Raw genomic sequence first — 21,143 nt, forward strand, 5'->3', positions numbered from 1 at the left:
TCAGCGCCCCCATGCCGTCTGGATCAGGCCCTCGATCTCGGCATTGACGGCGTTCAGGCTTTCCAGCGCACGCTCATAGGTCTGCCGGGTGAAGGCGGACCGCTCCACCTCATAAAGGGTCTGTTTGGTGATACCCGCATCCGAGATTGCGGTGGATTTCAGCGCGGGATGGTTCAGCACATGATCCCCGAACATCGAGCGCATGAAGGAAACCATCTGGTTCTGCGGCCCGTCGCCGGGTTCGTAGCGGGTGACCAGATAGCGCAGCCAGTCATAGGACATGTCGCCCCCCGCATCGGCGACCACCCCCAGAAGGTTAGAGGTCATCAGCAGGAACTGGCACATCGACATGACATCGAGCATCTGCGGATGAACCGTCACCAACACCGCGGTCGCGGCGGAAAGCGCGCTCATCGTCAGGAACCCCAGCTGCGGCGGGCAGTCGATCACCACCACGTCATAGCGGGATTCCACCTCGGCCAGACGCTCGGAAATTCTGGTGAAGAACATCTCTCCCGTGCGCGCGGCCAGCACGCGCGGGGTGTCATGTTCAAACTCCATCAGATCCAGATTGCCGGGAATCAGGTCCAGGTTGGTGAAATAGGTCTCCTGGATCACATCGGCCACCGGCACCGGATCGTCGTAGCGAATCGCATCATACAGCGTGCCGCCGTCGGGCAGGTCGAATTCGGGCTGGAACCCGTGCAGCGCGGAAAAGCTGGCCTGCGGGTCAAGGTCGATGCCCAGAACGCGGTAACCGTCCAGCGCCAGCTTCTGCGCCAGATGGGCGGCTGTGGTGGTCTTGCCCGACCCGCCCTTGAAATTGATGACGGTGATGACCTGCAGATGATCGCCCTCACGCCGGCCGGGAAGGTAGGTTCCGGGCGATTTCGCGCCTTTTTCCAACATCCGGCGCAGCCCCATGATGTCTTCGGGCGTGTAATAGCGCCGCCCGCCGGTGCGGGTTTCGGGCTGCGGGCCGCGGCCTTCAAGACTGAGCTTGCGCAGATAGGCGTCCTTCACACCCAGAAGATCGGCCACCTCGCCACTGGTGAACTTGCGCAGTACGCGCCGCGCATTGGGCGGGAACAGCTGTTCCCGATGCGCCTGAAGCCGTTCTGACAACCGCGCCGCATGGTCGCCAACCAGCCGGTCAATCCGATCCTGAACCATCATCTCTGCCCCGCGGCGGTTGCGCATGTTACGCTTCCAACCGTCTTATTCTGTTCTTAGCGTATATATCTGCCGCGAAGGCGGGGATTCGGGCAAGAGAAATCTTCAACATCTGGTATCAGGGGGGTGCCATAGCACAAGCGTCCACTAGCCGGGCTTGACGGATGGCAGGGCAGGGGCCATCTTGCTAGCCAGACAGCTAGCCAGATGAGGCGTTCCAATGTGGACCCTGCAGGATGCGAAGAACAGATTCTCTGCCGTGGTCGAGGCCGCGCTTTCGGGCCGCCCGCAAGAGGTGACGCGCCGCGGCAAGCCCGCGGTCGTTGTGCTGTCGGCCGAAGATTACCGCAGCCTCGTGGCACGGGCCGGCGGGCCGCAGGGCAGCTTTGCAGATCATCTGCTGGCCTTTCCCGGTGCCGATCTGCCGCGCGCGAAGGTGCGGCCGCGGGATGTGGCGTTCTGAATGTATCTGCTTGATACCAATGTGATCTCCGCCGTGCGCCGTCCCGACCGCGCACCGCAGGTGGCGGCATGGCTGCAGGGCAGGCCGCAGGATCAGCTGTTCCTGAGCGTCATCACCCTGGGTGAAATTGAGCGCGGGATCCGGGCACAGGACAGGCTGAACCCGGTCTTCGCGGCCGATCTGCGGGCATGGATGGACCGGACGCTGCGGCTGTTTTCCGACCGGCTGCTGCCCTTCGGCGCGGATGAGGCACGGATCTGGGGCCGGTTGTCGCAGGATATCGGTCATGACGGGGCCGATCTGATGATCGCGGCCACGGCGCTGGCGCGGGATGCGGTGGTGGTCACCGGCAATGTGGATGATTTCCGCCCCACCGGCGTGCGGATCGAGAATCCGTTCCGCTAAAGCCCTGCGGCTTTTGTGAGGTTGACGCGGAACCTGTCTCTGCGGCGCTGATACCTGCGGGTCATTTCGGCGCTGGCATGGCCGAGCTGCTTCTGGACATGGCGTTCGTCGACCTCGGCGCTGCTGGCAAGGCCCGCGCGGAGGGAATGGCCGGAGAAGAGGGCAGGGCGGTCACCCTCGGGCCGGTCGCCGCGCAGCCCGGCGGCCAGGGCCGCGCGCTTGACCAGACGCGCGATTTCGCGGTCATTGAGCCGCATCGGCCCGGGTTCCCGGCCCTGTCCGGTGATGCGGCGGAACAGCGGGCCGGTGCCGATGCGGGCGAATTTCAGCCAAGTCTCCAGCGCCGCCACCGGGCAGGTCGCGGGCGAGGAGCCGCGGCCGATCTCCACCTCGCGCCAGCCGGTCTTGCCGCGCAGGGTGACAAGAAGGCCCCCGGGCAGAACCTCAATCCAGCCGCGCCCGTCTTCGGTCTGATCACGGCCCGCGTCGAGGCCTGTGATCTCGGACCGCCTGAGCCCGCCGGCAAAGCCGATCAGCAGCATGGCCCGGTCGCGCAGGCCGCGCAGGGTTCCGCGGTCGCAGGTCTCCAGCATGGCCAGCAGATCCTCCGGCAGGATCGCCTCTTTCTGACGCGGCGGGGCGGCATGGCTGTTGCGGATGCCGGCGAGAACGGTGGCGATGTGTCGGTCGCGCCGGTCCAGGGTCAGGCCGCGCTGTGCATAGGCCCGGACCAGCGCCGAGAGCCGCCGCTCAATGGTCGAGACGGCATTCTTCCGCCCGCCGACCGATGTCGCGCCGCTGGCACAGGCGGTGATGTAGAGGCCGACGATCTGCGGATCGGGCGCGAGGGCATCCAGCCCCTCACGCCGGCACCATCCGGCAAAATGCTTCCAGTCGGCAGCATAGGCCTTGCGGGTATTGGCGGAACTCGCCGCCTCGGCATAGCCCCGCGCCCGCTCGGCCAGATCCCGCAGGGCAAGGGGCTGGTGGTCGGACGGGGCAGGGGAGGGGGGTAAGGTTCCGGTTGGGTCACTAGCCATGGCGTGGCTCCAGCAGTCGGATCAACATCCGCCGGTGCTGCTCCTGCGCACCGAAGAACACCGCCAGAACTCGGATCAACCCTGCCTCGTCGTCCGTGATGAACCAGAAGCTGGCCTTTCCAAGGGTCAATTGCCGCAATCCCGGCAGCAGATCATCGTGCCGGGTGCCGCGATGCGGGGCGGTTGCGATCCGCTGCGTGTCATCGAATATCTCGATCAGGCGCTGCGCGGCCCGCTCTGTCGCCTCGGCCGGGCTGTCGCCGAACGACAGGTAGCTCTCGATCAGATGGTCGCGGATCAAGGCAAAGTCGCGCTCGGCCGCCGAAGCGAACTCGATGCGCCAGGTCATTGCGCGGTCGTGTCGTCAGGCCGGGCTGCGGCAAGGGCACCGACACGGCGGCGCATCTCGTCGGTGCTGACGAAGGGCCCGGCAAGGCGCTCCTCCAACAGGGCCTTCAACGCGGCCCGTTCCAGCCGCTCGTCCTCGGCCTTCTGACGCAACAGATCCAGCCCATGCTGCACCACCGCACTGACCGAGGCGAAGCGCCCGTCCTGTACCTGCGCACGGGCGAAGGCGTGATGTTCGTCGCTGAGCGAGATCGAGGATTTCACGGTCATGGCGGGATTCCTTGCTTACAACACGGTATGACTGGGTGGCATTTCCGTCAAGACTGCCTTCCGAAATACCGCACGCAGCAGGCCTCTCTGCGGCCTTCCAGGCGCGATTTCCGGCTGCTTTGGCGGTCAGACTGTGCATTTCTCTATAAAAGAACATAACATCCGATAATGCAAACTTATCGGATGTTATTTAGAAATGACAGGCGCGGCGGATAAATAACATAGATCTGGCATAAAGCGCCGGTAACTGCTAGTGTTCCGGCATGTCCCGTGCCCCGAAACCGCTCCCGACGTTCCCAAACCCTCCGGCCCTGCCGCGATGGATCCGGCAGGCCGTGGGTCGCGAAGATGCTGAAACAGTGATGTTTTCTGCCGGGGCAGCCCTCGCCTTGCTCGATCCAATCGCCCGGTCCGAGGATCCGGTCGGCATCCTCTGGCGCAAGCGGCTGGCGCTCTCCGCGGCCGCAGCGGTTTCGCAGCAGGAAGGACGCCGGGAAGGCGAAGCGCAGCTGCGTGATGCTCTCGCTCTGCGCAAACCCGGCGATGATCCCGGCCCCGCCGGGCGGATGCTGCTTGGCTGGCGTGCCTTGGGCGAGGCGCGGGCGCTGCGCTCGGCCGACTGGCCCGCGCGCTTGCCCGGCTTCTTCGATCTGCCACACGAACCGACCTCAGAGATCTTGCACGACATCGGCCCGCGCCTTGTCGGTCGCACGCCGCCGCTGCGCTTTGCCGCTGAAGCCGGGCGGGAGGTTCTCACCCCAGGCCCGAGCTATCGTGGCCTCGCACTCTGGCTGACCGATGCGCTGCTGGCCCTGGCGCTCGGCTGGGACCGCCCGGTGCCGCTCCTTGCCGCGCATCTGCCGCGCGCGGCCTTCCGGCTGGAGGGTGAGGCCTGGCTTGCGGCCTGTGCTGCGGCCTGGGGCAGGGGGGCAATTGCCGCCTTCGATCTTCACGTCGACCTGACCCGCCGCGCCACTGCTCTGCGCGCGGCAAATCTGCGGCGGCCTGGAAAGGATACGGCCGCCATCTTCGCCGCGCTGCTGACCGAGGATGCGCTGGCGGCCCAGGCGGGCGCCGAGGCCAGCGACCGCGCCGCCCGGCGGCTGTTCGACCGGCTGACGTCCCTCGGGCTGGTGCGCGAACTGACCGGGCGGCCAACCTTCCGGCTCTACGGGTTGTGACGATGACGCAGACATCCTCCGAACCCTTGGACACCGAACTCGCCGACCTGCCGCCGGCCCTGCGCTGGCGCGAATGGATGGCGCGGGTCGAAGCGGTGCTGTTTGCTGCGTCCGGTCCGGTCGGCCGCGACGTATTGGCCCGCGTGATGGGCCAGGATTGTGCGCTTGATCTGCTGATCGGGGATATTTCCGCCGAATTGGCGGGGCGTCCCTACGAGATCGCGCGCCTTGCGGGCGGCTGGCAGTTCCGGACCAGACCAGAGCATGCCGCCGCGATCCGCACGGCCCGTCAGGAGGGCGATGCCACGCGCGACCTGACCCGCAATGAGGCGCTGGTCCTGACCATCATCGCCTATATGCAGCCGGTGACCCGCGGCGCGATCGCGCGCCTGACCGGCCGCGAGGTCAGCCGCGACCTGATCGCCCGCCTGCACCGGCAGGCCCTGATCGCCCGCGGCCCGCGCAGCCCCGAACCCGGCGCGCCCTACACCTATGTCACCACGCCGGGGTTTCTGGCGCAGTTCGGCCTGGAAACGCTGCGAGATCTGCCCGACATCGAGGCGTTGGAAGACGCCGGGCTGCTGAAGCCTGCGACGGAGATCACGCTGGATCTGCCTATTGTGGCGGAATAGTGCACCGAGTTCTCGACAGTCAGGGTCATCAAGGCTCGCGCTGGCAGACTGCCATAGCGATTTCCGCAAAGATCGGCGGTGTGCCCGAAGCCCTGAACTACCGGGACAATGAGATCGAGGTCGACAGCGGCAAGCGCGCTGCTATCCCGACCGGAATGACTGAAAAATGAAGGCTCTGGCCCGGCTGTCCGACCGTGTTCGGCGGCAGGTGGGGCTACAGCATAGTACGTGAGCTTTTTGGCTGGCGAGCGAGCCACAGCATCAGGGCGTCGCCCCTGATGACCTGGAACGGGTTGGCCGTGATCACCAACCGGCCGGCGGCGGCGGCCACGTGTGTCAATACCTGTCCATTCCTTAGACTAGTGCTTTGGTGTGAGGGGCACGCAGCCTTCGAACGATCACGTACGCATCTGAGCAGTACTCATTTGATCTTCTGACCGGTTGTCGGTCAATTGGATTGACAGCGCTTGTACAAGGCCTGATGGTGGCAAGCCACTGGCAAAGGCATGGTACCGGCTCTGTTGCACAAATCGCCTGAGGGATTCATCTTGAGAATCCAGCATGGTAGCTGGGCGGCATGAGCAGACCTACGCCTCCTGCCTACAAGACCCGGAACTGGCCCGCCTATAACGAGGCGCTCAAGCGCCGTGGCTCGCTGACGATCTGGTTCGATCCCGCCATGATCTGGGAGGCCGCGCCGACCGGCAAGCGTGGGCGGCAACCCGACTACAGCGACGCCGCGATCCAGACCTGTCTAACGATGAAGGTGCTGTTCGGGATGGCGCTGCGCCAGACGACCGGCTTCATCGAGAGCCTGCTACGGCTGATCGGCCTCAACTGGGCAGTGCCGGACTTCAGTACGCTCAGCCGCCGCCAGCAGTCCTTGAAGGTGAACATCCCCTACCGCGGCTCGGATGGTCCGCTCCACCTGCTGGTCGACAGCACCGGCATCAAGGTCGAGGGCGAAGGAGAATGGAACGCCCGCAAGCACGGTGGCGCCAAGCGGCGCGTCTGGCGCAAGATCCATATCGGGATCGACGAGAAATCCCTTGAAATTCGGGCCGCCGAGTTCACCACCAGCGACATCGGTGATGCCCCCATGCTGCCCGAGCTGTTAGACCAGATCCCGCTTGAACAAGAGATCGCCAGCGTCACCGCCGATGGTGGCCGAATTTCCCGAAGCTTGGCCGATTGTCCCACGCTACGAGGCTGAGGGCATCCGCCGCCGAGTGCATGGACGCTACCTGATCTTCTATCGGATACAGGGAGAAAGTGTGTCAGTCCTTCATGTCCTGAACGGTGCGATGGATTTCGAACCAGTTCTGTTCCCGACCGGGTGAAGGCGACGGTCAGGACGCCCCGTTTGCGGCTTCGACAGAGCTGTTGGAACAAGGCGCTTTGCGACCGATCCTCGCTCTGTGACATCGGCTAACGAAAACCTCAAAGGGCCGACGTGGTCCCTGATGCCAGCCACGGGTTCAGCAGCGTCACACCCGTCGCGGCGAAGTCGCTGATATTGCGCGTAACCACCGTAAAGCCGTGGACCAGGGCAGTCGCCGCAATCAGGGCGTCGCGGTCAGAGCGGGGATCGGGCACATGAAGCCCGGCGCAGCGAAGTGCGACGGCCTTGTCGACGGCGAGCACGCGGTCTTTGAATTCCACCAGAACACGTTCATCCAACCAGCGCCGCAACACCGCGCCCTGTACCGAATCCCGACGCTCGACCCGTCGCACACCGATTTCCAGTTCCATGACGGTGATCGCCGAGATGAACAGCTGGTTTGCATCCTGCGCCACAAGCCAGGACAGCACATTCGGATCTGCCCGCCCGTCCCCGGTGCGCCGCAGTTCCGAGATGACATTCGTGTCGAGAACGAACATCAGGAAAGATCGGCGGGCTTCGCGCCAATAGCCGCCTTCGGCGGCTCGAAGTCGATTTCGGAGAGCCCCGTCATGGACAGAGCATCAAGGATGCTGCGCCGCTGGCCGCTGAGTTTCTGATAATCGGCATAGCTCATGAGCACATGGGCCGGCCGCCCTCTGTCGGTGATGAAGACCGGGCCTTCCAAGGTCGCCCGCTTGGCGCGCCCGAGATCCTGATTCAACTCGCGGCTGGTGATCGTATGTATCGTCATCTTCGCCTCCACCCCGAAAATGTGGCTACGTTGCTACATTGCACTTCGCGAAGAAAAGTCAAGGGTCGTGTGTGGGTCAGGGAGTGGCGCTTTACGCGCCACCTTTTCCCATCCGGTAAACCGGGATGCCCATCTTGCGGGCCTTGTCGGCCAGGTTTTCCTGGATGCCGGTGCCGGGGAAGATGATGACACCGATCGGCAGGCAATCGAGCATCTGATCATTGCGCTTGAAGGGCGCGGCCTTGGCATGTTTGGTCCAGTCCGGCTTGAAGGCGACCTGCGGGACCTTGCGGTTGCTGGCCCAGGTGGCTGCGATGCGCTCGGCGCCCTTCGGGCTGCCACCATGCATGAGCACCATGTCCGGATGTTTGGCGTGGATCTGATCGAGGCGATCCCAGATGGTGCGGTGATCGGTGGTATCGCCGCCCGAGAAGGCAACCTTCGGCCCCGGCGGCACCAGCATTTCGGTCTCGGCGATCTTCTTGGCGGCGATGAAATCGCGGCTGTCGATCATGGCCGCCGTCAGATGACGATGATTGGTGCGTGAGGGACGGATCACGAAAGCCGGAAACCGATATTTGAGAACCTTGCTTGTCATCGGAGCGACAGCTGTCGTCGGCTTCTCGCGACGATCAACCGAGGGGCCATTGATGAGCTGGGTGAGAAAGCTCCTGCAGGCGAAATCGGCACGCCTGACAACGGTGGCCTTGGCCAACAAGATGGCGCGGATCCCCGCGCAGGCCTTGCTGGGGCTGGTGACGGCGCTGCTGTTGAACCAGAGCTTCCCTTGGCGGCCGGTGGCGCGCGCGCTGATCATCATTCCATGGGCGCTGCCCTCGGTGGTGATCGCGCTGATGTGGGCCTGGATCTACGATTCCAACTACGGAATCCTGAATGACCTGCTTCTCCGGATCGGCATTCTTGAAACCTCGATCCCCTGGCTGGCGAACCCCGATACCGCGCTTTACGCGATCATCCTGACGCTGACCTGGCAGGGCTTTCCCTTCTTTGCCGTGATGATCCTTGCCGGGCTGCAATCCATCCCGCGCAGCTATTACGAAGCCGCCTCGCTGGACGGAGCCTCACCCCTGCGCCAGTTCTGGCACATCACCTTGCCCGGCATTTCGGGGGTGTTGTTCACCGCTGTGTTGCTGCGCACGATCTGGGTGGCGAATTCGATGGACGTCATCTTCGTGATGACCGGCGGCGGCCCCGGCTATTCCACCTATACCCTGCCGCTCTACTCGTTCCTCGAAGCGCGGACCAACCTGAACTACGGCTATGGCTCGGCGCTGGCGATGACCTTCACGCTGATGCTGCTGGGGCTGGTCGTGGTCTACATGAAGCGTTCGGCAAAGGCGGTGCGATAATGGCTCTGGGCAAGAAATCCCTGTCGAACCGGCTCTTGACGGTCGATCTGCCGATGGCGCTGATCCTCGCCTTCACGCTGGGGCCGTATCTGTGGATGCTGCTGACCTCGCTGACGGCCGAGGACAAGCTCTTCACCCGCGGCCCGACCGTCTTCGACATGGTGACCAGCAATTACGAGCGGCTGTTTGCCAATGTGGGCTTTGCCCGCAACATGCTGGACAGTTTCATCATCGCGGCGGGAACCGTGGTCGTGGGTCTGGCCCTGTCGGTGACGGCGGCCTACAGCTTTTCGCGCTTTGAGTTCCGGTTCAAAAAGGCGCTGCTGATGCAGTTCCTGCTGATCAACATGTTCCCGCTGGTGCTGCTGATCCTGCCCTTGTTCGTGCTGATGCGCCAGCTGGGCCTGCTGGACACCCATTTCGCGCTGATCGTGGCGAATTCGACCATCGCCATTCCCTTCTCGGTCTGGATGATGACCAGCTATATCAATGGCATCCCCAAATCGCTGGACGAGGCGGCGATGACCGATGGCTGCTCGCGCCTGCAGGCCATGCGCAAGGTGATCCTGCCGCTCTGCGCGCCGGGGATCATTGCGACCGGCATCTACATCTTCATCACCGCCTGGAACGAATATCTCTACGCACTGACTTTGGGCGGCCAGAACGTCCGCCCGATCACCGTCGCCGTGCAGACGATGATCGGCGAATATCAGGTGCAATGGGGCCTGCTGACCGCTGGCGGCATCGTCGGCGCGCTGCCCGCCACCATCCTCTTCCTGATCGTGCAACGTCGCCTTGTCGGCGGGCTGACCCAGGGTGCCGTAAAGGGCTGAACCAATCCGGCTGTCGCCGCCAAATGCGACAGTCTCAATCCGAGGAACTATCGTGAAAAATCCGATCGGCATCATCTCGATGCAATATATCCGGCCCTTCACCAATGCGGCATTGCCCTATCTGAAGAAGACGCGCGAGCTTGGCTTTGACTTCATCGAGCTTCTGGTGCCCGAACCCGAAGACGATCTGGACCCCGCCGAAGTCCGCCGCATCTGCGAGGGCGAAGGTCTCGGCATCGTGCTGGCGGCGCGGGTCAACCTGCAACGCTCCATCGCCAGCGAGGATGCGGCGAACCGCAAGGGCGGCGTCGACTACCTGAAATTCTGTGTCGAGGCGGCGGACAAGGTCGGCGCAACGATCATCGGCGGCCCGCTGTATGGCGAACCGCTTGTCTTCGCCGGACGTCCGCCGTTTTCCTGGAGCGCCGAGCAGATCGCCACCCGTGCGCAGCGCACCATCGACGGGCTGGCCGAGGTGGCGCCGATTGCCGCTGCGGCCGGCAAGGTCTTTGCCTTTGAATCGCTGAACCGGTTCGAGACCGACATTGCCAATACAACCTCGCAGGCCATCGCTGTCGTGGATGCGGTGAACTCACCCGGTCTGGGCGTCATGCTCGACACCTTCCACATGAATATGGAAGAACGCTCGATCCCCGATGCGATCCGCGCGGCGGGCAGCCGTCTGGTGCATTTTCAGGCCAATGAGAACCATCGCGGCTTCCCGGGCACCGGCAACATGGACTGGACCGCGATCTGCCGGGCGCTGCATCAGGTGGGCTACGCCGGCCCCGTCTCGCTGGAGCCGTTCCGGCGCGAGGATGACCGCGTGGGCCTGCCCATCGCCCATTGGCGCGCCCCGCATGAGAACGAGGATGACAAACTGCGTGCGGGTCTGGGCCTGATCCGCTCGGCGCTGGCTCTGGCAGAGGTGACCCACTGATGACGATCAAGATTGGCTGGATCGGCTGCGGCCGTCACGCAACCTGGATGCTGATGCCGCAACTGGCGCGCAGCGGGTTCGAGATCGCGGCGGTCTGTGACCGCGACGGGGCGGCGGCGCAGAATGCCGCACGCCAGTTCGGGGCGAAGCAGGTCTTCTCGGACTATGAGGAGATGATCGCCAGCGCCGATATCGACGCCGTCGGCATGGCGGTCGGCCCAGAAATTCATTACCGCGCCACGCTGGCGGCGATCAAACGCGGCATCCCGGTCTTCATGGAAAAGCCGCCCGCCGCGACCGCCGCCCAAGCCAAGGATCTGCTGGACGCCTCGGAAGCCGCCAAGGTGCCGGTGACCGTGGGCTTCATGAAGCGCTATTCCACCGGCAACAAGATCGCCAAGAACATCCTGGATGGCGGAGAGTTCGGACAGGTGCTGGGCATCCACGGCAGCTATATGACCGCGCCGACCTATTTCACCGGCGAGGTGGATTACACCGGCTTCTACCTGCATCACTGCGTCCATTACATGGATCTGATCACCTGGTTCGCCGGATCGGAATTCGCGGATGTCCGGCTGCGCAAGAACGTGCCCGAAAAGGGCAAGATGCTGATCCACATGAACTTTGAATGCCAGAACGGTGTGATCGGCAACATTATCATGGGCACCGTGCAGTCGCGCGGCACGCCGATGGAATATGTGCAGATCATGGGCGACCACAACCGGGTCGAGGTGGAGAACGTGATCAACGTGGCCTGGCACCGCAACCCGCCCTTCAAGGCCGAGGATCCGAAAGCCGTGCTGGATCCCGGCTGCGACTCTCTGGTCTGGACGCCGAACTTCACGGCTGCCGCGAATGAGGATCACAAGGGCTATCACGCGCTGCTGCTGGATGTGGCGGCGACGATCCGCGGCGAAAGCGATGCCGCGCCGCAGATCCGCGATGGCTGGCTGGCCATGCAGCGGCTGGAAAAGATGATCGCGCTGATCGAGGGCTGAGGCCTTTCAACTTGCCCCCGCGCGCCGGATCGTGCGCGGGGATCATGCCGGGAAATCCCATGCAGACCCCCATCCTTCAGTTCGGCACCAGCCGCTTCTTGCAGGCCCATGCCCTGGCCTATCTGCAATCGGGCACCCCGCTGTCTGGCCCACCCATCGTGACTGTGGTGCAGTCCAGCGGCGATGCCTCGCGTCGCGGGCGTCTGGATGCCTTGGCCGCCCCGGGCGGCTATCCGGTGCGGGTGCGCGGGCTAGAAGGCGGCATCCCGGTCGAGCGGGAAGAGCAGGTCTGCGTGGTCCAGCGCGGGCTGGTCTATGATGGCGACTATCCCGAAGTGCAGCGGATCTTCTGCCATGAGGCGCGCTGGATCATCTCGAACACCGCCGACAAGGGGTTCGACCCACAGCCTGCCGATACCTTGCCGGGGCCCGATCCGGCGCAAAGCTATCCGGCCAAACTGTTCCACCTGATGCAGGCCCGTCATCTCGCGGGCGGCGGCCCGCTGATCCTGCTGCCCACGGAATTGCAGGCCCGCAATGGCGACAAGCTGCGGGCCCGTGTGCTGCAAATTGCCGAAGGGCAGGGGGCAGATCCCGGGCTGATGCAGGCGCTCAACGCGCATATATGGGCCAATTCCTTGGTCGACCGGATCGTGTCCGAGGAAATCAGGCCCGCCGGGGCGGTGGCCGAACCCTATGGCCTTTGGGCCATCGAAGATCAGCCGGGACTGGAATTGCCTGTCAGCCATCCCGCGATCCGGGTAGTGGCCGATCTGGAACCCTATGAGCGGTTGAAGCTGCATATCCTGAACCTGGGCCATACCACGCTGGTCGATCTTTGGCAGCGGGCCGGGCGGCCGGTGCCCTTTGTCCGTCAGGCCATGGCGGGTGACCTTCGTGCCCAACTGATTGGCATTCTGCGGGATGAGGTTGTGCCCGGCTTTTCCGCACGCGGCATGGGCGATCAGGCGGCGGAGTATCTGGCCGTCACGCTCGACCGTTTCGACAATCCCTTCATTGACCATCGCCTGTCGGACATTGCCCAGAACCATGCGGCCAAGGCCGATCACCGCATCGGCGCCTTCCTGACCTGGGCCGGGCTGACGCCCGCCACTGCGCCCCGCCTGCACCAGATCAGCCAAAGCGCAAAGGACATCGCGCCATGAGCCAGAACCCTCCCGCGGCCCTTCTGCTGGGCGACAGTGACACCATCGGCATCGCCTTGCGCACTCTGCCCGCAGGTGAGGTGCATCTGGGTGTGAAGCTCACTGCGGAGATTCCCGCCGGGCACAAGTTTGCCCTGCGCGATCATGCGCCCGGTGAGACAATCCTCAAATACGGACAGGCCATGGGCGAGGCCAGCGCGGCCATTCGCGCGGGGGACCATGTTCACAGCCACAATGCCGGGATGGGGCCGCATGGTCTGGGGCCGGCGCAAAGCAGGGGTCAACTGCCCCCCGCGCCCGAGCGGCGCAGTTTCAACGGCATCCTGCGGCAGGATGGCCGGATCGCCACGCGCAACTTCATCGGCATCATCGCTTCGGTGAACTGCTCCTCGACCGTTTGCAATGCCATCGCACGCGCCGCGAATGAGCGGTTGCTGCCGCTCTATCCGAATGTCGATGGTTTTGTTCCCATCGTGCATGACCAAGGCTGCGGCATCGCCACGGGCGGCATCGGGTTCGAACTGCTGGTACGGGTGCTGAAAGGCTACCGCGATCACGTCAATTTCGGCGGCGTGATGCTGGTCGGGCTTGGGTGTGAGGTCAACCAGCTGACGCTGTACAAGCGCGACGACTGGACGCGCGCGCGTCATGCCAGCTTCAACATTCAGGAAGTCGGCGGATCGCGCGCCGCCGTGGCCCGGGCGCTGGAGATCCTGACCCCGATTGCCGAAGCCGCGAACCGCGATGTGCGGCAGATGCAACCGGTTTCCGGCATCACTTTGGGGATGCAATGCGGTGGGTCGGACGGGTTTTCCGGCATCACCGCCAATCCGGCGCTTGGCGTGGCCTCGGATCTTCTGGTGGCGGCGGGCGGCACCTCGATCCTGTCGGAAACGCCGGAAATCTACGGGGCTGAGCATCTGCTGATCGCGCGGGCCAGTGAGGCGGATGGCGAAAAGCTGCGCGGCATGATCCGCTGGTGGGAAGAGTATACGCAGGACAACGGGGCCAGCCTCGACAACAATCCAAGCCCCGGCAACAAGCGCGGCGGCATCACCACCATCCTTGAAAAATCACTGGGGGCGGTGGCCAAGGGCGGTCGCGCCCCGCTGGCCGGGGTCTATCACTATGCCGAACGGATCGGCACGCCAGGCTTTGTCTATATGGACAGCCCCGGCTATGACCCGGTCGCGGCCACCGGGCAGGTCGCGGCGGGGGCGAACCTCATCGCCTTTACCACCGGGCGCGGATCGTGCTTTGGCGCGCACCCCGCGCCTTCGCTGAAGCTGGCCTCGAACTCGGCGCTGTGGCGGTCGATGGAGGAGGACATGGACCTTGACTGCGGCAAGATCGTGGAGGGCCGGATTTCCCTCCCCGAGATGGGGGTCGAAATCTACAACAAGCTGCTCGACACTGCCTCGGGTGCGCAGAGCAAGTCAGAACTGTTCGGCTATGGCGATGCTGAATTCGTGCCGTGGAGGATCGGCGCGGTGCTTTGATGCTGTGTCTGATTAGCGACAGGACGCATTGATTTCATGACCCTGCGCCAATGCAGCTGGCCCCCGGAGGCCCGCTGAGATCGCCGGTGCCAGACCGACCGGTCATGACCAGTCGCCTCCAAAGGCAAAGCCCGTCGCAGTTTTTCTGGCCCGGGCCGGCCAGATACTCCCGTCCAAAGGTCGTTTTGTAACAGAAAGATGACATCCGCTCTCGATTGCTGGCGCCTGCGATGTTAGGGCTGAGGCTGATCGGGAATGTGAAAGAATGTTACAAAAGCTCTGGACGGACTTCCTCTCACTCTTGGTGCGGCGCCCCTCGCGCTTTCAGGTGGCGGCGTTGTGCTGGCGCGAGGCGGGGCAGGGGATCGAGATCCTGCTGATCTCCTCGCGCACGACGAAGCGCTGGATCCTGCCGAAGGGCTGGCCGAAATCCGGGCAGGACGCCGCCGGAACCGCGCTTGAAGAGGCTTGGGAGGAGGCGGGCATCCGCATCGAAGGCCCGCCGCCAGCCAAGATCGGCCATTACACCTATCACAAACGGCTGGAGGGCGATGTGCCGGCGCATACGGTAGTGGATGTCTATGCGATCCACGCCGACCGTCTGCTCGACAGCTATCCCGAGGCGGGAGAGCGCGACCGGAAATGGTTCCCGCCGGATCAGGCGGCCGATCTTGTGCAGGAACCGGATCTCGCATCCCTCCTGCGCCAGGCCCCCGGCCTGATCACCGCCCATTCTTCCTGATACAGCCCGACCTCTGGACCCCATCCCATGACTGACCTGAACGACCCGCGCCTGCGCGATCAGCCCGAGCCGGGCTGGCAGATCCTGGACCGCGACCTCAACCGGATTTCGCGGGTGGAGCTGGCGACCACCTATGTCTCGCAGCCCTTGGTCGCGGTGGGGATCGCGCTGGTCTTCGTGGCGCTGGCGGCTTTGTGGGGCGGGCTGATCACCGGGGGTGGGTCGGGCAGTCTGGTGATCGTCGTCGCTTCGGCCTTCGCGGCCTATCTGGCGCTGAACATCGGTGCGAATGACGTGGCCAACAACATGGGCCCGGCGGTAGGGGCGAATGCGCTGACCATGTCCGGCGCCCTGATCGTCGCTGCCATCTGCGAGACGGCGGGCGCGCTGATCGCGGGGGGCGATGTGGTGGACACGATCGCCAGCGGCATCGTCAGCCCGGCAAGCCTTGCAGACGATTCCGTCTTCGTGACCGCGATGATGGCGGCGCTTTTGTCTTCGGCCCTGTGGCTGAACCTCGCCACCTGGCTGGGGGCCCCGGTCTCAACCACCCATGCCATCGTCGGCGGGGTTGCGGGGGCGGGGATCATGGCGGCAGGCTTCGGGGCGGTGGATTGGCCCGGCATGTCGCGCATTGCGCTCAGCTGGATCGTCTCGCCCGTGCTGGGCGGTGCAATGGCCGCCGGGGCGCTGTGGGTGGTGCATCGGCTGATCATCGACCGCGACGACAAGATCGCCGCCGCGCGGGTCTGGGTGCCGGTGCTGATCGCGGTGATGAGCTGGGCCTTCGCGACCTATCTGGCGCTGAAAGGGTTGAAGCATCTGTTTGACGTCACCCTGGGCCAGTCGGTGCTGATCGGCAGCGCCTGCGCCATCCTCGCCTATGCCGCCGCGCACCCCTATATCCGCAACCGCGCGCAGGGGCTGGAGAACCGCAACAAGTCGCTGAAAGTGCTGTTCCAGCTGCCGCTGGTCCTTTCGGCCGCACTGATGAGCTTTGCCCATGGTGCCAATGACGTGTCGAACGCCATCGGGCCGCTGGCCGCCATCGCCTCCACCCTGGGACCTGCGGGGGAAGGCGGCCAGATCGCCGTGCCGCATTGGGTGATGGTGATCGGCGCCTTCGGCATCTCTCTGGGTCTGATGCTGTTCGGGCCACGTCTGATCCGCATGGTGGGCGTTCAGATCACCAAGCTGAACGCGATGCGGGCCTATTGCGTGGCGCTGTCGGCCGCGGTCACCGTCATCGCGGCCAGCTGGCTGGGCCTTCCCGTCAGCTCCACCCATATCGCCATTGGCGGCATCTTCGGCGTGGGCTTCTTCCGCGAGGCGGTCGAGGCACGCCGGATGCGGCAGATGGCGGGTGCCATCACCCTGCCCGACATGGCGGTCGAGGAGCGCCAGCGCCGCAAGCTGGTCCGCCGCTCGCATTTCATGACCATCGTCGCGGCCTGGATCATCACCGTGCCCGCCACCGCGACAGTCGCGGGCCTGCTGTTCCTTTTGCTGGGACGCCTGCAGGATGTTGCGATCAACTAGGCCGCCCTGACAGCCACCACCGGGACAGCCCGGCGGCCAGCAATTGGGACGGCCCTTAACAGGGGTCATCCCATTGTCCTGCAACGACCCGCTGGAGAAGAATTTTCTGGCCTCGCGCAAACTAGCGTTTACCGTAACAGATCTGTGAATTCCAACAGTGAAGGTCTGGGGCATGACGACGATCATCGGTTTCCTGAACACTGTCTTCTGGGGCTATGTGCTGATCTACGGGCTGATCGCGGTGGGGATCTATTTCACCATCCGGTTGCGATTCCAGCAGGTGCTGCATTTCGGCGAAATGATCCGTTCGATCACCGCCGCACCGGCCAGCGACCGGCAGGGGATCTCGCCGTTTCAGGCGCTTTGCACCAGCCTCGCCTCGCGGGTCGGCACCGGCAACATCGCGGGCGTCGCGGTGGCGCTGGTCCTGGGCGGGCCGGGGGCGATCTTCTGGATGTGGATCGTGGCCTTTGTCGGCATGGCCACGGCCTATGCGGAATCGACTCTGGCGCAGCTTTACAAGACGAAGGACGAAACCGATGCCTCGGCGGTCTATCGCGGTGGGCCGGCCTTTTACATCGCGAAGGGGCTGGGGATGCCCTGGCTGGGCGCGGTGTTCTCGGTCTGTCTGATCCTGTCCTTCGGGCTGGTGTTCAACGCGGTTCAGGCGAATTCCATCGCGGATGCCATGCAGGGCGCCTTCGGCCTGCCCAAGATCGCCACCGGGCTTGGTCTGGCCGTGCTGACCGCCGTGGTGATCTTCGGCGGTATCCGCCAGATCGCGCAGGTCGCAGAATATGTCGTGCCCTTCATGGCCGGAATCTATCTGCTGGTCGCGATCATCGTCGTCATCCTGAACATCACCGAAGTGCCCGCGATGCTGTGGCACATCATCGGCAACGCCTTTGGCTTCGCCGAGGCGGCGGGCGGTGTGGCCGGAGGCGTCGCGGCGGCGATGCTGAACGGCGTCAAGCGCGGCCTCTTCTCGAACGAGGCGGGCATGGGATCCGCACCCAATATCGCGGCCGCCGCAACGCCGAACCCGCATCACCCGTCCAGCCAGGGCTTCGTGCAGGCCTTCGGCGTGTTCATCGACACGATCCTCGTCTGCACGGCAACCGCGCTGATGATCCTGCTGTCGGGTGTCTATGCTCCGGGGGGCGAGCTGACCGGCACCCAGCTGACCCAATCGGCCTTGGCCGACCATATCGGCAGCGTCGGTCCGATCTTCGTGGCGGTGGCGATCTTCTTCTTTGCCTTCACCTCGATCATCGGGAACTACGCCTATTCCGAAATGGCGCTGTCCTTCCTGGGCATCGGCAACAAGACCGGGCTGATGGTGCTGCGCTGCCTTGTGCTGGTCATGGTGGTCTGGGGCGCGCTGCAGGCGGTGGCGACGGTGTTTGACCTTGCCGATGCGTCGATGGGGCTGATGGCGACGATCAACCTGATCGCGATCCTTGCGCTTTCCGGCACGGTGGTGGCGTTGACCCGCAACTACTTCGAACAGCGCAAGGCAGGGCTGACCCCGAAGTTCCGCGCGGTCGAACATCCCGCGATCAGCAAAGGGGTCGATCACCAGATCTGGGATTGATGGCAAACGGGCCCCGCGCCGGAGGGCGTTACCCTTCGGCGCGGGGCCGATTGCAGCTGGCGACTGACGTCATACACGCCTGAGATTGCGCCACGGTATAGATGGCCAGCACGACTGTTGCTGCCCATCCGTCAACCCAGCAGCTGATGGTGGATGACACCGAGACTTGCCCCGAGGAGTAAAACCGAAAGGATGCCGGTTTTCGGCCGCAGCTCCAGCATCAGCAGCACCACGAGCGCGACGGCGGGGGCGAGCCAGCCGCCCCCGGCCACCCGGAACAGCGACATCACCCCCGCCGCGACAAGGCCGATGCCCACCGGCGCCAGCCCGCGTTGTAGGATCTGATACCAGCGGCTTTGCCGGTGCCCGTTCGACCAGCGGTAGACCGTGTAACACAGCAGGGTGGACGGCGCGTAGATCGCCAGCGATGCCACAAGCGCGCCCCAGAACCCGGCGACATGCCAGCCGATCAGGGTGGACAGCGTGGTGCCGGGACCGGGAGCCACCCGGGTCACGGCGAAGGCGTGCAGGAACTCCTGCGCGGTCATCCAGCCATGCTGGCGCACGGCGATCACCTCCAGCTGCGCAATGATTGCCGTGCCGCCACCGAAGGACACCAGCGACAGGGGCACCATCTCGCGCAGAAGGTCCAGAAGCGCGTTCATGGCACTTCTCGTGCGGCGATCAGGATGCTGACCGGCGCGATCAGCGCCACCGCGGCAAGAACGGACAGCTGCGCGACGGCGACGGCACACAGGACCGCCAGACAGACCAGCACCTGCCACGGCGTCCGGCGGAACCGCGCAAAGCCGCGCCAGCAGATTTGCAGCAAAAGGCCCAAGGCGGCATAGGCCAGCCCGGCCAGCGCAGCCTCCACCCACGGGGCGGTTGCCACGCGGTCCAGCACCTCGGCCAACACCACGACCGAAACGACCGGCGGCAGGATGAACCCAAGGGTGCAGACAAGCGCCGCCCGGGGCCCGCCCAGACGCTCGCCCAGACAGGCCACCAGATTGACCACATTCGCCCCCGGCATGATCTGCGCCAGCGTCAGCGTGGCGGCGAAATCATCCTCGGACACCCAGCCGGTGTTGACCACGAATTCACGGTAAAGCCAGCCGGACAACCCGCCGCCAAAGCTGAGGCTGCCGATCTTCAGGCAGGTCAGCAACAGGCGCGCCAAAGTGGGGTCAGGCCGCCCGTCCAAGCCCGCCCCCGCTGGCCGCCAGCAGCGCCTTTGTATAATCATGCTGCGGACGGTCGAACACCGCCTCCACCGGTCCCTGCTCGACGATCTGCCCGCGATACATCACCAGAACCGAGGTGGCGAAGTCGCGCACCAGCGCCAGATCATGGGCGACGAAGATGTAGGACAGGCCATGGTTGCGGCGCAGATCCTTCAGCAGATCAATCACCTGCGCCTGAATCGAGACATCCAGCGCCGAGACAGCTTCATCACAGACGATCAGTTCGGGCTTCAGGGCCAGCGCGCGGGCAATGGCGATACGCTGGCGCTGTCCGCCCGAGAACTGATGCGGGTGGCGGTCGGCATGGTCTGGGTTCAGGCCGACCTGTTCCAGCAATTCCTCCACCCGGCCCCGCCATTGGCTGCGGGGCAGAACGCCGTGATGGATCGCCCAGGGCTCGGCGATGATCTGGCCCACTTTCATCCGGGGGTTCAGCGAGGCCGTCGGATCCTGAAACACGAATTGCACCCGGCGCCGCAGGGCAAGCTCATCAGCCTCGGACAGCCCTTGGGTGGGCTTTCCGTCATAGCGGATCGTCCCGGTGGTGGGGGCGTCCAGCCCAAGGATCATCCGCGCAAGGGTGGATTTGCCCGAACCGGATTCGCCCACAACGCCCAGCGTCTCCCCCCGCGCCATAGTAAAGCTGGCACCATCCACCGCGCGGACCGGGGCCGCGCCCTTCAGCGACAGGAACCCGCGCGACGGGCTGCCATAGACCCGGCTGACATCGCGCACCTCCAGAAGCGGGGCACCCGCAACCCCCGGGGCCGCGGAAAACCCGTGGCGTCCGGGAATGGAGGAGACCAGCCGCCGCGTATAGTCATGCTGCGGATCGGCCAGCACCTGCCGCGCCGGGCCGCGCTCCACGATCCGCCCCTGCTGCATGACCACCATCTGATCCGCCACCCGTTCGACCACCGACAAATCATGGGTGATCAGCACCATGGCCATGCCGTCTTCGGTCTGGATTTCCTTCAGCAAGTCCAGAACCCGCGCCTGCACCGTCACATCCAGCGCCGAGGTCGGCTCATCGGCGATCAGAAGCTGCGGCTTCAGCGCGATGGCCGAGGCGATCATGATCCGCTGGCGCTGCCCGCCGGAAAACTGATGCGGATAATCATGCTTGCGCCGCGCCGCGTCCGGGATGCCGACGCGGGTCAGCAATTCCTCCACCCGCTTGTCGGCGGTGTCCGGGTCGATACCATGCACCCGCATCGTCTCGGAGATCTGGCGGCCGATGGAATAGACCGGGTTCAGCGCGGCCAGCGGATCCTGAAAGATCATCGAGATCTGCTTGCCGTTCACCTGCCTGCGGGTCTCGGCATCCGCCGTCAGCAGATCGCGCCCCGCGAACAGGATTTCCCCCTGTGAGATCACGGCGGGCGGCGTCTCGATCAGGTTCATCACGGCAGAGGCGCTGACCGATTTGCCCGATCCGCTTTCGCCAAGGATGGCAAGCGTTTCGCCGGGGGACACGTCCCAGCTGACATCCTCCACAGCACGGACCACACCGGCGCGCGAGGGGAACTGGATCGACAGATTGCGGACGGAAAGAAGGGGGGCCATGG

At 64.7% G+C, this 21,143-nt stretch carries 23 protein-coding genes and 2 pseudogenes; 15 read left to right on the plus strand and 10 right to left on the minus strand.

Translation table 11 applies throughout. The annotated features are described in order from the left end of the window. The gene (gene repA, locus ACO2Q5_RS15030) at positions 1–1,176 is read right to left on the minus strand and encodes a plasmid partitioning protein RepA (protein WP_423292593.1); all 1,176 of its coding nucleotides are present in this window, start codon (positions 1,174–1,176) and stop codon (positions 1–3) included. Positions 1,177–1,393: 217 nt separating this feature from the next. On the opposite strand from repA, the gene ACO2Q5_RS15035 reads away from it, so the two are divergent. After that, a complete protein-coding gene (locus ACO2Q5_RS15035; protein ID WP_423292464.1) occupies positions 1,394–1,636 on the plus strand; it encodes a type II toxin-antitoxin system Phd/YefM family antitoxin in 243 nt (80 codons plus the stop codon). Continuing rightward, positions 1,637–2,041 carry a type II toxin-antitoxin system VapC family toxin gene (locus tag ACO2Q5_RS15040; RefSeq protein ID WP_423292466.1) on the plus strand — a complete coding sequence of 135 codons (405 nt, stop codon included), beginning with the start codon at positions 1,637–1,639 and terminating at the stop codon, positions 2,039–2,041. Here the strand turns inward: ACO2Q5_RS15040 and ACO2Q5_RS15045 are convergent. From ACO2Q5_RS15045 to ACO2Q5_RS15055, 3 genes are read right to left on the minus strand one after another with little or no spacing between them, the layout of a single operon-like run. Further along, positions 2,038–3,081 carry a site-specific integrase gene (locus ACO2Q5_RS15045; protein ID WP_423292468.1) on the minus strand — a complete coding sequence of 348 codons (1,044 nt, stop codon included), beginning with the start codon at positions 3,079–3,081 and terminating at the stop codon, positions 2,038–2,040. The genes ACO2Q5_RS15040 and ACO2Q5_RS15045 overlap by 4 nt on opposite strands. Next, positions 3,074–3,430 carry a type II toxin-antitoxin system RelE/ParE family toxin gene (locus tag ACO2Q5_RS15050; RefSeq protein WP_423292470.1) on the minus strand — a complete coding sequence of 119 codons (357 nt, stop codon included), beginning with the start codon at positions 3,428–3,430 and terminating at the stop codon, positions 3,074–3,076. The genes ACO2Q5_RS15045 and ACO2Q5_RS15050 overlap by 8 nt, the downstream gene beginning before the upstream one ends. After that, positions 3,427–3,699 (minus strand): ribbon-helix-helix domain-containing protein, encoded by a 273-nt coding sequence (locus ACO2Q5_RS15055; RefSeq protein WP_423292472.1) that lies wholly within the window; start codon positions 3,697–3,699, stop codon positions 3,427–3,429. Before ACO2Q5_RS15055 ends, ACO2Q5_RS15050 begins: the two co-directional genes overlap by 4 nt. Positions 3,700–3,962: 263 nt before the next feature. Here ACO2Q5_RS15055 and ACO2Q5_RS15060 point away from each other — a divergent pair, with 263 nt between their 5' ends. The 4 genes and pseudogenes from ACO2Q5_RS15060 to ACO2Q5_RS15075 all read left to right on the plus strand — a co-directional run bounded on the left by ACO2Q5_RS15060 (position 3,963) and on the right by ACO2Q5_RS15075 (position 6,852). Beyond that, a complete protein-coding gene (locus tag ACO2Q5_RS15060; RefSeq protein WP_423292474.1) occupies positions 3,963–4,880 on the plus strand; it encodes a DUF1403 family protein in 918 nt (305 codons plus the stop codon). 2 nt (positions 4,881–4,882) lie between these two features. Beyond that, the gene (gene scpB / locus ACO2Q5_RS15065) at positions 4,883–5,512 is read left to right on the plus strand and encodes an SMC-Scp complex subunit ScpB (RefSeq protein WP_423292476.1); all 630 of its coding nucleotides are present in this window, start codon (positions 4,883–4,885) and stop codon (positions 5,510–5,512) included. Between the two features lie 577 nt (positions 5,513–6,089). Continuing rightward, a pseudogene (locus ACO2Q5_RS15070) lies at positions 6,090–6,722 on the plus strand (IS5 family transposase); the annotation flags it as partial. Continuing rightward, the gene (locus ACO2Q5_RS15075) at positions 6,673–6,852 is read left to right on the plus strand and encodes a type II toxin-antitoxin system RelE/ParE family toxin (RefSeq protein ID WP_423292478.1); all 180 of its coding nucleotides are present in this window, start codon (positions 6,673–6,675) and stop codon (positions 6,850–6,852) included. The pseudogene ACO2Q5_RS15070 and the gene ACO2Q5_RS15075, both read left to right, overlap by 50 nt. 100 nt (positions 6,853–6,952) lie before the next feature. On the opposite strand, the gene ACO2Q5_RS15080 is transcribed toward ACO2Q5_RS15075, so the two are convergent. The 3 genes and pseudogenes from ACO2Q5_RS15080 to ACO2Q5_RS15090 form a co-directional block, all read right to left on the minus strand. Further along, positions 6,953–7,393: a type II toxin-antitoxin system VapC family toxin gene (locus tag ACO2Q5_RS15080; RefSeq protein WP_423292480.1), complete on the minus strand. Its 441-nt coding sequence runs from the start codon at positions 7,391–7,393 to the stop codon at positions 6,953–6,955. Continuing rightward, a complete protein-coding gene (locus ACO2Q5_RS15085; protein ID WP_423292482.1) occupies positions 7,393–7,647 on the minus strand; it encodes a type II toxin-antitoxin system Phd/YefM family antitoxin in 255 nt (84 codons plus the stop codon). Before ACO2Q5_RS15085 ends, ACO2Q5_RS15080 begins: the two co-directional genes overlap by 1 nt. A gap of 91 nt (positions 7,648–7,738) precedes the next feature. Then, positions 7,739–8,194: pseudogene (locus ACO2Q5_RS15090) on the minus strand (DUF2493 domain-containing protein); the annotation flags it as partial. A 103-nt stretch (positions 8,195–8,297) separates the two neighbouring features. On the opposite strand from ACO2Q5_RS15090, the gene ACO2Q5_RS15095 reads away from it, so the two are divergent. The 9 genes from ACO2Q5_RS15095 (at position 8,298) to ACO2Q5_RS15135 (ending at position 18,328) form a co-directional block, all read left to right on the plus strand. After that, complete coding sequence (locus ACO2Q5_RS15095) at positions 8,298–9,017, plus strand: carbohydrate ABC transporter permease (protein WP_423292484.1); 720 nt, start codon at positions 8,298–8,300, stop codon at positions 9,015–9,017. Then, positions 9,017–9,850 (plus strand): carbohydrate ABC transporter permease, encoded by an 834-nt coding sequence (locus ACO2Q5_RS15100; protein ID WP_423292486.1) that lies wholly within the window; start codon positions 9,017–9,019, stop codon positions 9,848–9,850. Before ACO2Q5_RS15095 ends, ACO2Q5_RS15100 begins: the two co-directional genes overlap by 1 nt. 52 nt (positions 9,851–9,902) lie before the next feature. After that, positions 9,903–10,790 carry a sugar phosphate isomerase/epimerase family protein gene (locus ACO2Q5_RS15105; protein ID WP_423292488.1) on the plus strand — a complete coding sequence of 296 codons (888 nt, stop codon included), beginning with the start codon at positions 9,903–9,905 and terminating at the stop codon, positions 10,788–10,790. Continuing rightward, the gene (locus tag ACO2Q5_RS15110; RefSeq protein WP_423292490.1) at positions 10,790–11,788 is read left to right on the plus strand and encodes a Gfo/Idh/MocA family protein; all 999 of its coding nucleotides are present in this window, start codon (positions 10,790–10,792) and stop codon (positions 11,786–11,788) included. The genes ACO2Q5_RS15105 and ACO2Q5_RS15110 overlap by 1 nt, the downstream gene beginning before the upstream one ends. A 59-nt stretch (positions 11,789–11,847) precedes the next feature. After that, entirely contained in the window at positions 11,848–12,954 is a 1,107-nt protein-coding gene (locus ACO2Q5_RS15115) for a mannitol dehydrogenase family protein (protein ID WP_423292492.1), read from the plus strand. Next, a complete protein-coding gene (locus ACO2Q5_RS15120; RefSeq protein WP_423292494.1) occupies positions 12,951–14,453 on the plus strand; it encodes a UxaA family hydrolase in 1,503 nt (500 codons plus the stop codon). The genes ACO2Q5_RS15115 and ACO2Q5_RS15120 overlap by 4 nt, the downstream gene beginning before the upstream one ends. Positions 14,454–14,718: 265 nt before the next feature. Beyond that, on the plus strand, positions 14,719–15,195 hold the full coding sequence (locus ACO2Q5_RS15125) for an NUDIX hydrolase (RefSeq protein ID WP_423292496.1): 477 nt from the start codon (positions 14,719–14,721) through the stop codon (positions 15,193–15,195). 27 nt (positions 15,196–15,222) lie between these two features. After that, positions 15,223–16,734 (plus strand): inorganic phosphate transporter, encoded by a 1,512-nt coding sequence (locus ACO2Q5_RS15130; RefSeq protein WP_423292498.1) that lies wholly within the window; start codon positions 15,223–15,225, stop codon positions 16,732–16,734. 172 nt (positions 16,735–16,906) lie between these two features. Continuing rightward, positions 16,907–18,328: an alanine/glycine:cation symporter family protein gene (locus ACO2Q5_RS15135; protein ID WP_423292500.1), complete on the plus strand. Its 1,422-nt coding sequence runs from the start codon at positions 16,907–16,909 to the stop codon at positions 18,326–18,328. Between the two features lie 131 nt (positions 18,329–18,459). Here ACO2Q5_RS15135 and ACO2Q5_RS15140 read toward each other — a convergent pair whose 3' ends face one another. From ACO2Q5_RS15140 to ACO2Q5_RS15150, 3 genes are read right to left on the minus strand one after another with little or no spacing between them, the layout of a single operon-like run. Beyond that, a complete protein-coding gene (locus ACO2Q5_RS15140; protein WP_423292502.1) occupies positions 18,460–18,993 on the minus strand; it encodes a chromate transporter in 534 nt (177 codons plus the stop codon). Then, positions 18,990–19,535: a chromate transporter gene (locus ACO2Q5_RS15145; RefSeq protein WP_423292504.1), complete on the minus strand. Its 546-nt coding sequence runs from the start codon at positions 19,533–19,535 to the stop codon at positions 18,990–18,992. The genes ACO2Q5_RS15140 and ACO2Q5_RS15145 overlap by 4 nt, the downstream gene beginning before the upstream one ends. Further along, positions 19,519–21,141 carry an ABC transporter ATP-binding protein gene (locus ACO2Q5_RS15150; RefSeq protein WP_423292506.1) on the minus strand — a complete coding sequence of 541 codons (1,623 nt, stop codon included), beginning with the start codon at positions 21,139–21,141 and terminating at the stop codon, positions 19,519–19,521. The genes ACO2Q5_RS15145 and ACO2Q5_RS15150 overlap by 17 nt, the downstream gene beginning before the upstream one ends. Between the last annotated feature and the right edge of the window lie 2 nt (positions 21,142–21,143).

Source organism: Neotabrizicola sp. VNH66 (genome assembly GCF_049445895.1).
Taxonomy (GTDB): domain Bacteria; phylum Pseudomonadota; class Alphaproteobacteria; order Rhodobacterales; family Rhodobacteraceae; genus Pseudogemmobacter.

Bases quoted from the DNA above. Each gene is read 5' to 3' on its own strand.
- repA (WP_423292593.1), bottom strand. From the start codon at position 1,176: ATGATGGTTCAGGATCGGATTGACCGGCTGGTTGGCGACCATGCGGCG.
- ACO2Q5_RS15035 (WP_423292464.1), top strand. From the start codon at position 1,394: ATGTGGACCCTGCAGGATGCGAAGAACAGATTCTCTGCCGTGGTCGAG.
- ACO2Q5_RS15040 (WP_423292466.1), top strand. From the start codon at position 1,637: ATGTATCTGCTTGATACCAATGTGATCTCCGCCGTGCGCCGTCCCGAC.
- ACO2Q5_RS15045 (WP_423292468.1), bottom strand. From the start codon at position 3,081: ATGGCTAGTGACCCAACCGGAACCTTACCCCCCTCCCCTGCCCCGTCC.
- ACO2Q5_RS15050 (WP_423292470.1), bottom strand. From the start codon at position 3,430: ATGACCTGGCGCATCGAGTTCGCTTCGGCGGCCGAGCGCGACTTTGCC.
- ACO2Q5_RS15055 (WP_423292472.1), bottom strand. From the start codon at position 3,699: ATGACCGTGAAATCCTCGATCTCGCTCAGCGACGAACATCACGCCTTC.
- ACO2Q5_RS15060 (WP_423292474.1), top strand. From the start codon at position 3,963: ATGTCCCGTGCCCCGAAACCGCTCCCGACGTTCCCAAACCCTCCGGCC.
- scpB (WP_423292476.1), top strand. From the start codon at position 4,883: ATGACGCAGACATCCTCCGAACCCTTGGACACCGAACTCGCCGACCTG.
- ACO2Q5_RS15075 (WP_423292478.1), top strand. From the start codon at position 6,673: ATGGTGGCCGAATTTCCCGAAGCTTGGCCGATTGTCCCACGCTACGAG.
- ACO2Q5_RS15080 (WP_423292480.1), bottom strand. From the start codon at position 7,393: ATGTTCGTTCTCGACACGAATGTCATCTCGGAACTGCGGCGCACCGGG.
- ACO2Q5_RS15085 (WP_423292482.1), bottom strand. From the start codon at position 7,647: ATGACGATACATACGATCACCAGCCGCGAGTTGAATCAGGATCTCGGG.
- ACO2Q5_RS15095 (WP_423292484.1), top strand. From the start codon at position 8,298: ATGAGCTGGGTGAGAAAGCTCCTGCAGGCGAAATCGGCACGCCTGACA.
- ACO2Q5_RS15100 (WP_423292486.1), top strand. From the start codon at position 9,017: ATGGCTCTGGGCAAGAAATCCCTGTCGAACCGGCTCTTGACGGTCGAT.
- ACO2Q5_RS15110 (WP_423292490.1), top strand. From the start codon at position 10,790: ATGACGATCAAGATTGGCTGGATCGGCTGCGGCCGTCACGCAACCTGG.
- ACO2Q5_RS15115 (WP_423292492.1), top strand. From the start codon at position 11,848: ATGCAGACCCCCATCCTTCAGTTCGGCACCAGCCGCTTCTTGCAGGCC.
- ACO2Q5_RS15120 (WP_423292494.1), top strand. From the start codon at position 12,951: ATGAGCCAGAACCCTCCCGCGGCCCTTCTGCTGGGCGACAGTGACACC.
- ACO2Q5_RS15125 (WP_423292496.1), top strand. From the start codon at position 14,719: ATGTTACAAAAGCTCTGGACGGACTTCCTCTCACTCTTGGTGCGGCGC.
- ACO2Q5_RS15130 (WP_423292498.1), top strand. From the start codon at position 15,223: ATGACTGACCTGAACGACCCGCGCCTGCGCGATCAGCCCGAGCCGGGC.
- ACO2Q5_RS15135 (WP_423292500.1), top strand. From the start codon at position 16,907: ATGACGACGATCATCGGTTTCCTGAACACTGTCTTCTGGGGCTATGTG.
- ACO2Q5_RS15140 (WP_423292502.1), bottom strand. From the start codon at position 18,993: ATGAACGCGCTTCTGGACCTTCTGCGCGAGATGGTGCCCCTGTCGCTG.
- ACO2Q5_RS15150 (WP_423292506.1), bottom strand. From the start codon at position 21,141: ATGGCCCCCCTTCTTTCCGTCCGCAATCTGTCGATCCAGTTCCCCTCG.